Here is a 15,052-nt window from a genome sequence, read left to right as displayed (position 1 = left end):
GGGGACGAGCTCAGCCCGCGAACCAGCGCACCGGCTTCGGCGCGAGGTTCTGGTAGATGTGCTTGCTCTCGCGGTACTCGGCGAGCCCGGCGGGGCCCAGTTCGCGGCCCACGCCGCTCTTTCCGAAGCCGCCCCACTCGGCCTGCGGCAGATAGGGGTGGAAGTCGTTGATCCAGACGGTGCCGTGGCGCAGACGTCCGGCGACCCGGCGGGCGCGGCCCGCGTCGGTGGTCCAGACGGCGCCGGCGAGGCCGTACTCGGTGTCGTTGGCGAGGGCGACCGCCTCGTCCTCGGTGCGGAACGTCTCGACGGTGAGGATCGGCCCGAAGGTCTCCTCACGCACGACCCGCATCTCACGGTGGCACTGGTCGAGGACGGTCGGCTCGTAGAAGTAGCCGGTGGCGGGGCGCACGTCGCTGGGCTCGGGGCGCTTGCCGCCGCAGCGCAGGACGGCACCCTCGGCGAGCGCGGAGGCGACGTACGCCTCGGTCTTGGCGCGCTGCGGTTCGCTGACCAGCGGCCCGCACTCGACGCCGTCCTCGGTGCCGCGGCCGAGGCGGATCTTCTCGGCGCGCCGGGCGAGTTCGGCGACGAAGCGCTCGCGCACCGATTCCTCGACGATGAGCCGGGACCCGGCGGAGCAGACCTGGCCGCTGTGGATGAACGCGGCGTTGAGTGCCTGGTCGACGGCGGTGTCGAACCCCTCCTCCGTCTCGCAGGCGTCGGCGAAGACGACGTTCGGGTTCTTGCCGCCGAGTTCCAGGGCGACCTTCTTGACGTCGGCGGCCGCGGCCTGCGCGACCTTGGTGCCGCTGACCAGGCCGCCGGTGAAGGAGACCAGGTCGACGTCGGGGTGGTCGGCGAGCCGGGCGCCGACCGAACTCCCGGGCCCCGTCACGATGTTGGCGACCCCGGCGGGCAGCCCGGCCTCGACGAGCAGTTCGACGAGGACGACGGTGGTCAGCGGTGTGATCTCGCTGGGCTTGACGACGAAGGTGTTGCCCGCGGCGAGCGCCGGGGCGATCTTCCAACTCGCCTGGAGCAGCGGGTAGTTCCAGGGCGTGATCATCGCGCAGACGCCGACCGGCTCGTGCACGACGACGCTGTGGATCTCGTCGGACCCGGCGTCGACGACCCGGCCCGCGCCCTCACCGATGACGAGGTCCGCGAAGTAGCGGAAGGCGTCGGCGACACAGTCGACGTCGACGCGGCCCTCCTCGACGGTCTTGCCCGCGTCCCGGCTCTCCAGGAGACCGATCTTCTCCCGGTCCCTTACGAGGAGGTCGGCGACGCGACGCAGCAGCGCGGCCCGCTCGGCGACGGGTGTCGTCGGCCAGGGGCCCTCGTCGAAGGCGCGGCGGGCCGCGGCGATCGCGGCGTCCGCGTCCTCGGCACCGCCCTCGGCGATCACGGCGAACGGCTTGGCATCCGCGGGGTCGATGATGTCGCGGGTGGCGCCCGAAGCGGCACCACGCCACTGGCCGCCTACATGGATGGTCTTCTGTACTGACACGTCCTGCGTCGCCTTCCGTTCCTGAGCAGTCCCCCGAGCACGGCAGAGGAGGACGGACGGGGTCCGTCAGGTCCGCTCGAAATGTCTCCGCCGTGATGTCGGAAGCCCCTGCCCCGGGGCCTGGAAAGCATGCGCGATCGTCGTTCGAAAGTGGGCCGTGTCACTACGCCGGGTGCCCGGAAACACGACCGCCCGCGGCGGGTCGTGAGACCCGCCGCGGGCGGTCGGAAGCCTTGCGGCGACCGGTGACGAGAACCGGTGACTAGATGAGGCCGAGGGCGCGCACGGCCTCGCGCTCCTCCGCGAGCTCCGCGACGGACGCGTCGATGCGCGCACGCGAGAACTCGCTGATCTCCAGGCCCTGGACGATCTCGTACGTGCCGTTCTTCGTGGTGACGGGGAACGACGAGATCAGGCCCTCGGGAACACCGTACGAACCGTCCGACGGGATACCCATCGACGTCCAGTCGCCCTCGGCCGTGCCGTTGACCCAGGTGTGGACGTGGTCGATCGCGGCGTTGGCCGCGGAGGCCGCCGACGAGGCGCCGCGCGCCTCGATGATCGCCGCACCGCGCTTGGCGACGGTCGGGATGAACTCGTCGGACAGCCACTTCTCGTCGCCGCCGATCGCGTCGAAGGCCGGCTTGCCCGCGACGGACGCCTGGAAGATGTCCGGGTACTGGGTCGCCGAGTGGTTGCCCCAGATCGTCAGACGCTTGATGTCGGCGACGGTGGAGCCCGTCTTCTTCGCGAGCTGCGTCAGCGCGCGGTTGTGGTCGAGGCGCGTCATCGCGGTGAAGCGCTCGGCCGGTACGTCCGGGGCGGCGGCCTGCGCGATGAGCGCGTTCGTGTTCGCCGGGTTGCCGACGACGAGGATCTTGACGTCGTCCGCGGCGTTGTCGTTGATGGCCTTGCCCTGGGGCTTGAAGATGCCGCCGTTGGCCTCGAGCAGGTCGCCCCGCTCCATGCCCTTGGTGCGCGGGCGGGCGCCCACCAGCAGACCCACGTTCGTGCCGTCGAAGGCGACGTTCGGGTCGTCGGTGATGTCGATGCCCTGGAGGAGCGGGAAGGCGCAGTCGTCGAGCTCCATGGCCGTGCCCTCGGCGGCCTTGAGCGCCGGGGTGATCTCCAGGAGGCGCAGCTTGACCGGCACGTCCGCGCCGAGCAGCTGGCCGGAGGCGATGCGGAAGAGCAGTGCGTAGCCGATCTGGCCGGCGGCGCCGGTGACGGTGACGTTCACGGGAGTGCGGGTCATGGCGTTCTCCGTATGACAGCAGGTCTTTTGATCGATCTCTCTACATCAAGAGATCCGCTCGTCAGGCTATCGCGCCCCGCAGGGACCGGACCCCCGGGTTCGTGTGGCTCGCCCCACAGACGGGGGACGGGACGGCCGCCGGCCCGGGAGAGTGGGCTCGGCGGCCGCCGTGGGATGTCACTCGCGTGACCACTCCCGTGGGGGTACTGCTGCGCCTTCCCCGAAGCGCGGCCCCCATGCACGGGTCACCCGGTCCTGCCGTTCGCGCTACTCGGTGCAGCCCTTCTGCCCGGCGGCGAGGGTCGCGCAGGCCTTCGCGTCCGCGGCGGAGCCGACGGCCATCATCGGGGTGTACGCGTCCGTGTCCGCGTCGCCGACCAGGCCCTTCTTCGACGACTTGGCGCCCACGTCGAGCGTGACGCTGTCGCCGGGCGTGGCGCCCTGGATCCGGCCCCAGGCCGCCTTGCACGTCTTGCTGTAGCGGACCTCGACGGTGACCGTGCCCGCGCCGACCGTCGCCTTGGCGGAGCTGTCGGCGAGATCGCCGCCGCAGCCCATGGCCTCCGGGTCCTTGCCGGTGCAGTCGGCGCCCACACACTGCACCCCCGCGGGCAGCTGTGGCGCACTGGTCGTCGGGGACGGCGTGGGCTTCGCGTCGTTGTCCTTGTCGCCGTCGCCACCACTGGTGAGGACGTAGGCGATGAGCACGACGACGGCCGCGCCGAGGACCCCGGCCAGGAACATGGTCAGCCGGCGCCTGCCGCCGCTCGCCCCGGACGGGGCGGGCCGCGCCGAGGGCGCCGACGGTGCCGACGGCGGCCCGAACTGGTCCCCGCGCGGCGCCTGCGCCTGTGGCGGCACGGTCGGCGAGACCCCGCGGGTCCGGCGATCCCGGTGGGGCGGGCCGCCGTCGCGCTGCCGTTCTTGCCGCCGCCCTTGCCGGACGCCTGCGCGGCGGGCCCGCCGAACTCGCCGAGCGCGGCCCGCGCCTGGGAGATCCGGATGGCCTCCATGGTCATGTCGTGGCGCATCTCGGAGCGGCTCCACGCACGCTCCGCGAGCTCCCACATCGTGGTCAGGTGAACGGGACTGGTACCGGTCACCTCGGCGAGCGCGACGATCGCACCCTTGGGTGCGAGCAGTCGTCCGTTCAGATACCGCTCCCACGAGGTCTTGCTGTACCCGGTGCGGTCCGCCAGTGCGGCGATCCCGAGCCCGCTGCGGTCCACCAGCCGGCGCAACTGGCTGGCGAACTCCTTGACCTGCGGGTCGAGTTCGTCCGGTAGCGCCCTCCAACGAGGCATTGCGTTCCCCCTATTCCCCCCATACGTGCCTGAATTCCCCCTGCGCCGCGCCAGCGCACTCGCCTCCACTGGCTACCCAATGGGATGCGAGTAGCCAGGATGTCAGTTCCCCGGGTGAGGGCGCACGGGGGCATTCGACAGCGTTCGACGAGCAGACGGTGCCTGATCACGCCCCCTCGCATGATCCAGGCCCGGGACGTCCAGGAGAGTCCCGATTGTCCAGGCTAGGCGTCGTGTCCAACCTGGTACGAGAAAATCCCCGAAGTTGACCGGAGATCGCCACACGAGGACGGCGGGACTCCGGCGCGGGCGCCCCGTCCGTCACTCACGGCCGCTCCCGCAGCACTCATCGCACGGTGAAGTGCAGAGTGTCCTGAAGGAACGGGATAGTCAGCCACGGGTCGGGCTGCGCCATCATCGTCAACAGCACGATGGCGAGGCCCAGGATCCCGTACGTGATCATGTCGGTGAAGCGGGAGCGGACGGCGAGCATGCCGACGCCGGGCAGCACCCAGCGCAGCACGGCCCCGCCGAGCAGCGCCGCCCCGATCAGCAGGCAGCCGGCCCTGAAGTGGTCGAGCGCCGTGATCAGGAGTCCGACGCCGGTGACCGCGAGGACCGCGATCAGCGGCCACTGGCGGGCGGGCGCCGGCGCGTCGCTCGGGGCGGCACGGCCGCCGCCCTCGGGACGGGCGGTGTCCCGCGTCCACAGCGGGAAGCGCCGCGTGCCCCGCTTCTTGCCCCCCGACGCGTCAGCGAACACCGCGCGCGTTCCGCTCGGCGGCCTCGACGACGTTCACCAGGAGCTGGGCGCGGGTCATCGGGCCCACGCCGCCCGGGTTCGGGGAGATCCAGCCCGCGACCTCGGCGACGCCCGGGTGGACATCGCCGACGATCTTGCCGTTCTCGTCGCGCGAGACGCCGACGTCGAGCACGGCCGCGCCCGGCTTGATGTCCTCGGGCTTGATCAGGTGCGGGACACCCGCGGCGGCCACGACGATGTCGGCACGCCGCAGGTGCGCGGCGAGGTCACGCGTACCGGTGTGGCACTGGGTGACGGTCGCGTTCTCGGACTTGCGGGTGAGCAGCAGCGGCATCGGGCGGCCGATGGTGACACCGCGGCCGACGACCACGACCTCCGCGCCGTTGATCTCCACGCCGTGCTCGCGCAGCAGCGTGATGATGCCGAACGGGGTGCAGGGCAGCGGGCCCGGCTCGTTCAGGACGAGGCGGCCCAGGTTCATCGGGTGCAGGCCGTCGGCGTCCTTGTCCGGGTCCATCAGTTCGAGGATGCGGTTCTCGTCGATGCCCTTGGGCAGCGGCAGCTGGACGATGTAGCCGGTGCAGGCCGGGTCCTCGTTCAGCTCGCGGACGACCGCCTCGATCTCCTCCTGCGTGGCGCTCGCGGGCAGCTCGCGCTGGATGGAGGCGAGGCCGACCTGCGCGCAGTCACGGTGCTTTCCTGCCACGTACTTCTGGCTTCCGGGGTCCTCCCCCACGAGAATCGTGCCGAGGCCGGGCGTGACGCCCTTCTCCTTCAGCGCCGCCACGCGGGCGGTCAGATCGGACTTGATCGCGGCTGCGGTGGCCTTGCCATCGAGAATCTGGGCAGTCATGCCGCCCATTGTTTCAGGGCGGCACGGATTCACCCAAGTTGCACTTGCACAACGGCCCGGGAGAGCCGCTGGACAGGGAGGTGTCCGGCCCAGAAGCATGATCGACGCCGCTCCCCTCACCGTCCCCGGAGGAACCACGCCATGAGTTTCGGCGACCCGAACAACCCTTACGGACAGCAGCAGCCGCAGAGCAACCCGTACGGGCAACAGGCCCCGCAGGGGGTGCCGCAGCAGGGTTACGGCTACCCGCAACAGCAGCAGTACCCGGGCTACCCGCAGCAGGCCGCCCCGATGCCCGGGGTGCCGCCGCTGGCCGGAATGGGCCGCAGGCTCGGCGCGCGCCTGATCGACGGCGTGCTGCTCTTCGTCGTCTACGCGGTGTTCCTGGCGCCGAAGTTCACCACGCTGATCGACGACGTGCAGGCCTGCGACTCGACCTCGTCCACGTACGACACCTGTGTGAACGACGCGCTCTCCGACTTCCAGTCGACGATGCTGCCGGTCGCCGCCACGTTCATGGTCCTGATGCTGGCCTACGAGATCCTGCTGATCGCCTTCGTCGGCGCGACCCTGGGCAAGCTGGCCGTCGGCATCCGCGTCCTGAAGGCCGAGACGGGCGCGAAGCCGGGCATCGGCGGCGCCTTCCTGCGCTGGGTGATCCCGACGGTGGGCGCGTTCGCCTGCGGCATCGGCCAACTCGTCGTCTATCTCTCGCCGTTCTGGGACAAGTCGGGCCGCAAGCAGGGCTGGCACGACAAGGTCGCGAGCACGGTGGTCGTCCACGTCAAGGGCTGACGCCCAGGATCGCCGATGGCCGCGACTCCCCCTTCCAGCAGGGGAGTCGCGGCCATCGTTCGTGCCGGGACGTGGTGCCGTCCGGGCGGTGCGGATCAGTGGAAGAAGTGGCGCGTCCCCGTGAAGTACATCGTCACGCCCGCCTTCTTGGCGGCCTCGACGACCTGCTCGTCACGGATCGAGCCGCCCGGCTGCACGATCGCCTTGACGCCGGCGTCGATCAGGATCTGCGGGCCGTCCGGGAACGGGAAGAACGCGTCGGACGCGGCGTACGCACCGCGCGCCCGCTCCTCGCCCGCCCGCTCGACGGCGAGCTTGCAGGAGTCGACACGGTTGACCTGGCCCATGCCGACGCCGACCGAGGCGCCGTCCTTGGCGAGCAGGATCGCGTTGGACTTCACCGCGCGGCACGCCTTCCAGGCGAACGCGAGCTCGTCCAGCTCGCCCTGCGACAGCGCGTCGCCGGTCGCGAGGGTCCAGGTCGCCGGGTTGTCGCCGTCGGCCTGGAGGCGGTCGGTGACCTGAAGGAGCGCACCGCCGTCGATCTGCTTGGTCTCCACGAGGGCCGACGGGCCGTTCGGGGCGCGCAGCACGCGGATGTTCTTCTTCTTGGTGAGGGCTTCGAGGGCGCCGTCCTCGTAGTCGGGCGCGACGATGACCTCGGTGAAGATGTCGGCGACCTGCTCCGCCATCTCCTTGGTGACCGGCCGGTTGACCGCGATCACGCCGCCGTACGCGGAGACCGGGTCACAGGCGTGGGCCTTGCGGTGCGCCTCCGCGACGTTCGAGGCGACGGCGATACCGCACGGGTTCGCGTGCTTGATGATCGCGACGCACGGGTCGTCGTGGTCGTACGCGGCACGGCGCGCGGCGTCCGTGTCCGTGAAGTTGTTGTACGACATCTCCTTGCCGTGCAGCTGCTCCGCCTCGGCGAGGCCGCCCGTGCCGTCGACGTAGAGCGCGGCGCCCTGGTGCGGGTTCTCGCCGTACCGCAGGACGTTCTTGCGCTCGTACGTGGCGCCCAGGAAGTCCGGGTGACCGCTGTCGTCGGCAGCCGCGTAGTCGGCGGCGAACCAGGAGGCGACCGCCACGTCGTACGACGCGGTGTGCTGGAACGCCTCGGCGGCCAGACGCTTGCGGGACCGCAGGTCGAACCCGCCGTCCACGACGGCCTTCAGGACGTCCCCGTACGCGCCCGGGTTCACGACCACGGCCACCGACGGGTGGTTCTTGGCGGCGGCGCGGACCATCGAAGGACCGCCGATGTCGATCTGCTCGACGCACTCGTCCGGGGTCGCGCCCGAGGCGACGGTCTCCTTGAACGGGTACAGGTTCACGACCACCAGGTCGAACGGCTTCACACCGAGGTCGGCGAGCTGCTTCTGGTGATCCTCCAGACGGAGGTCGGCCAGGATGCCCGCGTGCACCTTCGGGTGCAGCGTCTTCACGCGCCCGTCGAGGCACTCCGGGAACCCGGTGAGCTCCTCGACCTTGGTGACCGGCACACCCGCACCGGCGATCTTCGCGGCGGTGGAACCGGTGGAGACCAGCTCGACACCCGCCTCGTGGAGCCCGCGCGCCAGCTCCTCCAGACCGGTCTTGTCGTAGACGCTGACCAGCGCCCGGCGAATGGGCCGCTTGCTGCTCTCGACAGTGCTTTCCGCGGTCACGGGATAACTACCTTTCGTCCCTCAATGCTGAAGCCGTTACGGGCCAGGCGCCCCACGACATCGACGAGCAGCGTGCGCTCGACTTCCTTGATGCGCTCGTGCAGAGCGCTCTCCCCGTCGTCCGTGTCCTCTTCCACGATCTCGACCACGCCCTGAGCGATGATCGGGCCCGTGTCGACGCCGTCGTCGACGAAGTGGACGGTGCATCCGGTGACCTTGGCGCCGTACGCGAGCGCGTCCCGCACACCGTGCGCACCGGGAAAACTGGGCAGCAGGGCCGGGTGCGTGTTCACGAACCGGCCGCCGAAACGAGCGAGGAACTCCTTGCCCACGATCTTCATGAAGCCCGCGGACACCACCAGGTCCGGCTCGTACGCGGCCGTCGCCTCGGCGAGCGCGCGGTCCCAGTCCTCGCGCGCGGCATGGTCCTTCACCCGGCACACGAAGGTCGGGATCCCGGCGCGCTCGGCGCGCTCCAGGCCGGCGATGCCGTCACGGTCCGCGCCGACGGCGACGACCTCGGCGCCGTACGCGTCCACTCCCTGGGCCGCGATGGCATCCAGCAGAGCCTGCAGATTCGTACCTGATCCGGAGACCAGCACGACGAGGCGCTTGGCCTTGGCCACGGCGGGGCCCTTTCTCGCAGAGCTTCTTTGTACGGTCGTACGAAGGCTTCGTGCTCCCCGATACGGGGAACCCTACGAAGCGGCCGACCGTCAGCAACGATACCGGCACACCGGACGGGCCCCACGGGACGGGGGCACAGCCGCCAGGTAGCGTCATCGTCACGGAACGCTGCGCGGCCATCGGGCGTTGCCCTAATGAACGAGACAGGCCGCACGAACGAACCAGCCGCGAACCACGCCGTACCTACCGACCGGGCCGCGCCACGACCCACGACGTAGGTGACCGCCGACCTAGGGGAAGACGCACACCTGATGCAGGACCGAAGCCTTCGCCACACGCTGTCCGCCGGCGCCGTCCTGCCGCGCGAAGGCCGACCGACGCCGCCGTCGCCGCCGTCACCGTCGCCGAAGGACTCCAAGGACTCCCGCGGCGGCGACGCCGACAACCCGTTCGCACCGCCGCCCGAGGACGCCCCGGACCGCCCGTGGCAGCCGCGCCGTCCCGAGGGCTCCGACGACCCGTCCGACTCCGACCGGTCCGGATCGTCCGGCAAGGGCGGTTCCCCGTGGGGCGGCCAGTGGAGCGACCGGCAGCCCGGCCGCTCCCAGGGCGGCGGCCTCTTCGGCGACCGCCCGGGGAACAACGGCACGGGACAGGGCGGCCCCGAGGGCCAGGGCCCCGGCCAGGGCGGCGGGATGCGCTGGGACCCGACGGACCCGGCCCAGCGCCGCGCCCGCTACGCGCTCCTGGCCGGCATGTGGGGCTTCTTCTTCGCCCTGTTCGACTGGCCCTCCGTGGCCCTGCTGCTCGGCGCGCTCGCCCTGTACTGGGGCATCAGCGCCCTGCGCGCCACGTCCGGCCCGGCGACGAACCCGGCCGCGTCGGGCACGACCGCCACGGGCACCGCGCAGCCCGCACCGGCCGCGCCCGGCACGGACTCCACGCGTCCGCAGACGACGGCCGCGGTCAGCGGCCTGGTCACCGGCGGCCTCGCCCTGGCGATGGTCGCGTCGATGTTCGCGGCGAAGCTGGCCTACAGCGACTACTACGAGTGCCGCGCGGACGCCCTGACGAACGCGGCGGAGAAGTCCTGCGAGGACCTCCTCCCGAAGGAACTGCGCCCGCTGCTCGGCACCCGCTGAGGCACCTCACACACCGGGTTCGCCCGGCTGCGACGGATCGCTGGACGCCTCCTTCAGAAGCGTCCAGCGCGCGTCCCGCGACGACTCGTCGAAGAAGTCGTAGGGCTCGAACCCGGCCGGATCCCGGCCGGGCTCGGGTTCCGCCGGAGCCGGGCGCCGCGCCGCCACCACCGACTCGGCCCACGCCGTCACCCGCGGCCGCACCGACGACTCGCGCCCCCGCCACCACCGCACCCCGAGCGCCACCGGCACCCCGACCCCGGCGATCCAGGCCACCGTGACCGCCCCGGTCAGCCACCCCACGGGCCCGAACTCGGCGAGCGCCGCGACACCGAGCGCACCGCCCGCCGCGGCCGCGAGCCCCGCCATCGCCGCCCCGCACAGCACGGCCGCCACCGCCGTCGCGCGGACCAGCCGCCCCCGCGACCAGTCCCGCAGCCGCGCCTCGCCCGCCACGAACCAGGCCACGGTCACCGCCGCGGCCACCGGTACCGCCCCGGCCGCCCAGGTCAGCGGCGACCCGGCACCGGCCGTGGGCAACGCCGCGAGCAGCGGGAACGCGGGCAGCAGCGACCCGCCCGAGGCCCCGAGCGGCCCCACCGTGTGGCCCGCGCCGATCACGACACCGGGACCGAGCGCGTACGCGGCCCCCAGATCACGGCGTTCGGCACCAGGGACAGGCAGAGCAGCAGCACCGCGAACCGCCCCGACCACGCCGCCGTCAGGTGCAGGAACGACTCCCGCGCCGCTCCCCGTGCACCGCGAGCCCCGCCGCGACCACCAGCGCGCCCCCGGCGACCAGGGCCAGGACCCCGGCTGCGGCGGCCCGCGCGGCGACCGGCAGCACCTCCTCCACGAGCTCCGGGGCAGCCGGTCCACGTGCCGCCGCAGCGCCGCGGGCAGCGGTCCGCGCGGCCGGCCGTGCGCGGTCCACACCCCGGCCGCGGCCGCCGCGACGGTCACCAGGACCAGATGCGCCGCGCAGCTCACCCACGCCGGTCGCAGTTCACCACCGGAGGCGTAGTACGCGGCCGCGGCGCCGACCAGCAGATATCCGAGGACGACCCCGCCCCAGGCGGCGCCGGCGGGCACATCGGGCTCGCCGTCCTCGGGGTCCGCGGCGTCGCGCGCGGCCCGGTGCACCAGCCACACCGGCACCGCGACGAGGAGCAGCGGGGTCACGCCGAGCGGGGCCGGCACCCCCGACAGGGTGTCCGTCCTGACGACGTCGGCGCCGTGCGCCAGCAGCCACAGCGCGGCGGCGGTGTGCAGGGCCCCGCCGGGCCCGCTGTCCGGGTACGGCGAACTGATCCACAGGGCCATCACCAGGACCGCGAACGCGCCGAGCCCGAGCCCCGCCGCCACCGCACCCCCGAACACTCCGGCGGCGGGTCCGGGCGAGCGTTCCCGCACCCGGGTCAGGAGCACGGGCAACGACAGTCCACGGCCGGTCATTTGGGTCACCGGCCCATGCTCCCAACGACACGCGCTTTCACCCCGTAACAGGCGAAGTATGGATGTGTCGCTCAAGATACGTTTATGTACTTTTTCGCGCGAAAGGGTGTGTGGAGTTCCCCATGACGCAGAGCCCTGCCACCCCACTGCCGACGCCGAAGGAGCGCCGCAGGCTCCGCGAGGCGAAGTCCCTGACACAGGCTCAGGTCGCCGCGAAGGTCGGCGTGACACGCGAAACGGTCCGGTCCTGGGAGACCGGCCGCACCTCCCCCAGAGGGCGCAAGCGGGAGGTGTACGCGAGGTTGCTCACGGAGCTGTCCAGCACACCGGAACGGACACCGGCCCACGACGGCCGGGATCGACGCGCGCACCGGAGACCCGAACTGGTGGCCGTAGCGGCATCCTCCGCACCTCCGGCCGACCGTACGGCCCAGACGGCCCAGCCGAACCGCGCGGGCCGGGCGGACCCGTCGAAGCCGCGACACACCGTGTCCGACCCCGCCCCCGAGCCCGAGCCGACGCGCCCGACGACCCCGGCCGAGGCCTTCGACGCGCTCTACACGCGCACCGCCCCGCTCCTCGTCCGCCAGGCCTACCTGCTCACCGGCCGCCGCACGCTCGCCCGCGAGTCCGTGGAGCGGGCGTTCCAGCTGGCCTGGCAGCGCTGGCCGGAGGTCGCGGTCGACCCGAACCCCGCGGGCTGGGTGCGGGCGGCGGCGTACGAGTACGCGATGTCGCCCTGGCACCGGATGCGCCGATCGCACCGCCACCCGGACGCGCCGCCCGCCGACCCGGACGACCGCAAGCTCCTCGACGTCCTCCTGAGCCTGCCGCCCGCCTACCGGCGCACGCTGCTGCTCTACGACGGTGTGGGCCTGGACCTGCCGGAGACCGCGGCGGAGACGGAGGCCAGCACGCCGGCCGCCGCGAACCGCATCCTGCACGCCCGTGAGGCCGTCGCCGAGCAGTTCCCCGAGCTGGCCGTACCGGAGCAGCTGCACCGGCGGCTGACCGAGCTGGCGGGCGCGGAGAAGCTCGACGCCCCGGGGTCGACGCTGGTGCGCACCGGCGGCGAGAAGCGGGTCCGGTTCTGGACGCGGGCCGCGATCGCGGTGACCGTCCTGATCGTCGGCACGACGGCGCTGACGCTGCGGGTGGCGCCGACCCAGTACGAGCCGGTGCCCGCGCCCGGCGCTCCCATCAGCGGGGTCCCGGCCCTGACCGGCCCCGGGCACCTGACGGAGCACGAGCGGGAACTGCGCCGGCAGCTGCGGGCCGAGCTGAGCGGCGGCCCGGAGCGGCTGGCACCGGTCGCCGAGTAGTCCCGTCTCACCAGTGGGCCCGCACCTTCGAGAAGGTGCGGGCCCACTGGTGAGACGGCGTACGGACTACGAAAGCAGCTCGCGGGCCAGCTTCGCGGTCTCGGTCGGGGTCTTGCCGACCTTGACGCCCGCGGCCTCCAGGGCCTCCTTCTTCGCCTGGGCGGTGCCCGACGAACCGGAGACGATGGCGCCCGCGTGGCCCATGGTCTTGCCCTCGGGGGCGGTGAAGCCCGCGACGTAACCGACGACCGGCTTGGTGACGTGGGCCTTGATGTAGTCGGCCGCACGCTCCTCGGCGTCACCGCCGATCTCACCGATCATGACGATCAGGTCGGTGTCGGGGTCCGCCTCGAACGCCTCGAGGGCGTCGATGTGCGTGGTGCCGATGACCGGGTCGCCACCGATGCCGACGGCCGACGAGAAGCCGATGTCACGGAGCTCGTACATCATCTGGTACGTCAGCGTGCCGGACTTCGAGACCAGACCGATGCGGCCCGGCTTCGTGATGTCGCCCGGGATGATGCCGGCGTTCGACTGGCCCGGCGTGATGAGACCGGGGCAGTTCGGGCCGATGATGCGGGTCTTGTCGCCCTTCGACTTCGCGTACGCGTAGAACGCGGCGGAGTCGTGGACGGCGATGCCCTCGGTGATGACGACGGCGAGGGGGATCTCGGCGTCGATCGCCTCGACCACGGCGGCCTTGGAGAAGGCCGGCGGGACGAAGAGCACGGACACGTTGGCGCCCGTCTTCTCGATCGCCTCGGCGACCGAACCGAAGACGGGGATCGACGTGCCGTCGAAGTCGACCTCGGTGCCGGCCTTGCGCGGGTTCACGCCGCCGACGATGTTCGTGCCGTCACCCAGCATGAGCTTGGTGTGCTTCATGCCCGTGGCACCGGTCATGCCCTGGACGATGACCTTGCTGTCCTTGTTGAGGAAGATAGCCATGGCTGTTCTGTCCCTCGTCCCTTACTTCGCGGCCGCGAGCTCGGCGGCCTTGTCGGCCGCGCCGTCCATGGTGTCCACGCGCTGCACCAGCGGGTGGTTGGCGTCGGAGAGGATCTTGCGACCCAGCTCGGCGTTGTTGCCGTCGAGACGCACGACGAGGGGCTTCTCGACCTTCTCGCCCTTCTCCTCGAGGAGCGCGAGCGCCTGGACGATGCCGTTGGCGACCTCGTCACAGGCGGTGATGCCGCCGAAGACGTTGACGAACACGGACTTGACGTCCGGGTCGCCGAGGATGATCTCCAGGCCGTTCGCCATCACCTGGGCGGAGGCGCCGCCACCGATGTCGAGGAAGTTGGCCGGCTTCACGCCGCCGTGGTTCTCACCGGCGTACGCGACGACGTCCAGCGTCGACATGACCAGACCGGCACCGTTACCGATGATGCCGACCTCGCCGTCGAGCTTGACGTAGTTGAGGCCCTTCTCCTTGGCAGCGGCCTCGAGCGGGTCGGCCGCGTCCTTGTCCTGGAGCGCCTCGTGGTCGGGGTGGCGGAAGTCCGCGTTCTCGTCCAGGGAGACCTTGCCGTCGAGGGCGAGGATGTCGCCGGAGGCGACCTTGGCGAGGGGGTTGACCTCGACCAGGAGGGCGTCCTCCTCGATGAAGGTCTTCCAGAGCGTCACCAGCACGTCGGCGACCTTGTCGGCCACCTCGGCCGGGAACTTCGCGTCCTCGACGATCTTGCGGGCGACCGCGGGGGTCACGCCCTCGTTGGCGTCGATCGGCGTCTTGGCGACGGCCTCCGGGCGGGTGGCCGCCACCTCCTCGATCTCCATGCCGCCCTCGACGGAGGCGATGGAGAGGAAGGTGCGGTTGGTGCGGTCCAGGAGGAAGGAGACGTAGTACTCCTCCACGATCTCCGGAGCGGTCTCGGCCATCATCACCTTGTGGACCGTGTGGCCCTTGATGTCCATGCCGAGAATGTTGGTGGCGTGCTCAACGGCCTCGTCGGGGGTGGCGGCGAGCTTCACGCCGCCGGCCTTGCCGCGGCCGCCGACCTTCACCTGGGCCTTGACGACAGACTTGCCGCCAAGACGCTCGGTCGCCTCGCGGGCTGCCTCAGGCGTGTCGATGACTTCACCGGCCAGCACCGGTACACCGTGCTTGGCGAAGAGGTCCCTCGCCTGGTACTCGAACAGGTCCACGCGCGTCCGTCCCTATCAGTGATCTCGCGGTTCGATCTTCCTGCGTGGGCGTGCCGCGATGGGCAACGTGACTCCGCTGTCACAAGGGAGGCGTACGAGGCGTACACAGTGGCCGAGTACGCGGCATGTCCGTCTCGCAGGTTATCGCCGCTCAGCGATGCCTTCTAAATCGCAGATCACACCTGAGCGGTGATACCGGTCACAG

12 protein-coding genes and 1 pseudogene are annotated in these 15,052 nt (G+C 71.6%); 3 read left to right on the top strand and 10 right to left on the bottom strand.

The features are described 5' to 3' along the window. Positions 1–10 precede the first annotated feature (10 nt). From V2W30_RS24215 to V2W30_RS24195, 5 genes and pseudogenes are all read right to left on the bottom strand, one after another. On the bottom strand, positions 11–1,513 hold the full coding sequence (locus V2W30_RS24215; protein WP_338699688.1) for an aldehyde dehydrogenase family protein: 1,503 nt from the start codon (positions 1,511–1,513) through the stop codon (positions 11–13). 262 nt (positions 1,514–1,775) lie between these two features. Beyond that, positions 1,776–2,768, bottom strand: coding sequence for a malate dehydrogenase (locus V2W30_RS24210; protein WP_338699686.1), 993 nt, complete (start codon positions 2,766–2,768; stop codon positions 1,776–1,778). Positions 2,769–3,035: 267 nt separating this feature from the next. Beyond that, a pseudogene (locus tag V2W30_RS24205) lies at positions 3,036–4,072 on the bottom strand (helix-turn-helix domain-containing protein). Between the two features lie 346 nt (positions 4,073–4,418). Continuing rightward, on the bottom strand, positions 4,419–4,835 hold the full coding sequence (locus V2W30_RS24200; protein ID WP_338699684.1) for a DUF3017 domain-containing protein: 417 nt from the start codon (positions 4,833–4,835) through the stop codon (positions 4,419–4,421). Then, the gene (locus V2W30_RS24195; protein ID WP_338699683.1) at positions 4,825–5,688 is read right to left on the bottom strand and encodes a bifunctional methylenetetrahydrofolate dehydrogenase/methenyltetrahydrofolate cyclohydrolase; all 864 of its coding nucleotides are present in this window, start codon (positions 5,686–5,688) and stop codon (positions 4,825–4,827) included. Before V2W30_RS24195 ends, V2W30_RS24200 begins: the two co-directional genes overlap by 11 nt. A gap of 141 nt (positions 5,689–5,829) precedes the next feature. On the opposite strand from V2W30_RS24195, the gene V2W30_RS24190 reads away from it, so the two are divergent. After that, positions 5,830–6,483, top strand: a complete 654-nt coding sequence (locus V2W30_RS24190) for an RDD family protein (protein ID WP_338699681.1) — start codon at positions 5,830–5,832, stop codon at positions 6,481–6,483. A gap of 95 nt (positions 6,484–6,578) precedes the next feature. On the opposite strand, the gene purH is transcribed toward V2W30_RS24190, so the two are convergent. Continuing rightward, positions 6,579–8,153, bottom strand: coding sequence for a bifunctional phosphoribosylaminoimidazolecarboxamide formyltransferase/IMP cyclohydrolase (gene purH / locus V2W30_RS24185; protein WP_338699679.1), 1,575 nt, complete (start codon positions 8,151–8,153; stop codon positions 6,579–6,581). After that, on the bottom strand, positions 8,150–8,779 hold the full coding sequence (gene purN, locus V2W30_RS24180) for a phosphoribosylglycinamide formyltransferase (protein WP_338699677.1): 630 nt from the start codon (positions 8,777–8,779) through the stop codon (positions 8,150–8,152). The genes purH and purN overlap by 4 nt, the downstream gene beginning before the upstream one ends. A 312-nt stretch (positions 8,780–9,091) precedes the next feature. Between purN and V2W30_RS24175 the strand changes: the two genes are divergently transcribed. Further along, entirely contained in the window at positions 9,092–9,922 is an 831-nt protein-coding gene (locus V2W30_RS24175) for a hypothetical protein (RefSeq protein ID WP_338699675.1), read from the top strand. A gap of 6 nt (positions 9,923–9,928) precedes the next feature. On the opposite strand, the gene V2W30_RS24170 is transcribed toward V2W30_RS24175, so the two are convergent. Next, the gene (locus tag V2W30_RS24170; RefSeq protein WP_338699674.1) at positions 9,929–11,377 is read right to left on the bottom strand and encodes a DUF6350 family protein; all 1,449 of its coding nucleotides are present in this window, start codon (positions 11,375–11,377) and stop codon (positions 9,929–9,931) included. Between the two features lie 122 nt (positions 11,378–11,499). Between V2W30_RS24170 and V2W30_RS24165 the strand changes: the two genes are divergently transcribed. Then, entirely contained in the window at positions 11,500–12,699 is a 1,200-nt protein-coding gene (locus V2W30_RS24165) for a sigma factor-like helix-turn-helix DNA-binding protein (protein ID WP_338699673.1), read from the top strand. A gap of 66 nt (positions 12,700–12,765) precedes the next feature. Here V2W30_RS24165 and sucD read toward each other — a convergent pair whose 3' ends face one another. Continuing rightward, the gene (gene sucD / locus V2W30_RS24160; protein ID WP_338699672.1) at positions 12,766–13,647 is read right to left on the bottom strand and encodes a succinate--CoA ligase subunit alpha; all 882 of its coding nucleotides are present in this window, start codon (positions 13,645–13,647) and stop codon (positions 12,766–12,768) included. 21 nt (positions 13,648–13,668) lie between these two features. Then, the gene (gene sucC / locus V2W30_RS24155) at positions 13,669–14,847 is read right to left on the bottom strand and encodes an ADP-forming succinate--CoA ligase subunit beta (RefSeq protein ID WP_338699671.1); all 1,179 of its coding nucleotides are present in this window, start codon (positions 14,845–14,847) and stop codon (positions 13,669–13,671) included. Positions 14,848–15,052 lie beyond the last annotated feature (205 nt).

The sequence above is a fragment of the Streptomyces sp. Q6 genome (assembly GCF_036967205.1).
GTDB classification, from domain to species: Bacteria; Actinomycetota; Actinomycetes; order Streptomycetales; family Streptomycetaceae; genus Streptomyces; species Streptomyces citrinus.
Note: the sequence above shows the minus strand (reverse complement) of the source record. Positions and strands in the feature narration are given on the sequence as shown.